Raw genomic sequence first — 441 nt, forward strand, 5'->3', positions numbered from 1 at the left:
CTCCCACCTCTAAACGTACGTGAAGGTGGCGAGGTGAATCGAAAAAGTGTATCTTATTTTCAGAAAATAACAGAAACATACGTTCCTTCTTGGTATAATCTTCTTAAGAAGGAGGTGAAAAGATGAAAAAGAATCAGGAACAACAATCCAACTATCAAACATTTCAAATTTGGATTAAAAAAGGACATCGTATGTATGCTTACTTTCAAGAATCTTGTCAGAATGCCAAGAATATGTACAATACGACCAACTTTTATATACGTCAGGTGTATACAGGACTGACACAAGAAAAAGAGTTACAGCCCCTACAAAAAGAAGTGTTGAATATGATAGATCAATATATCGAAAAGATGAATGATACGCAGCTTCTTGCCTATCGAAAGAAATTAGCAAAAGAGAAGATGAAACCGAAAGAAAAGCAGAAAGAAATCAAATGCAATT

General features: G+C 34.5%; 1 pseudogene. It reads left to right on the forward strand.

The window, feature by feature from the left end:
• Nucleotides 1-122: 122 nt before the first annotated feature.
• A pseudogene (locus tag CN326_RS23100) lies at nt 123-441 on the forward strand (RNA-guided endonuclease InsQ/TnpB family protein); the annotation flags it as partial.

Source organism: Bacillus sp. AFS018417, assembly GCF_002560985.1.
GTDB classification, from domain to species: domain Bacteria; phylum Bacillota; class Bacilli; order Bacillales; family Bacillaceae_G; genus Bacillus_A; species Bacillus_A rhizoplanae.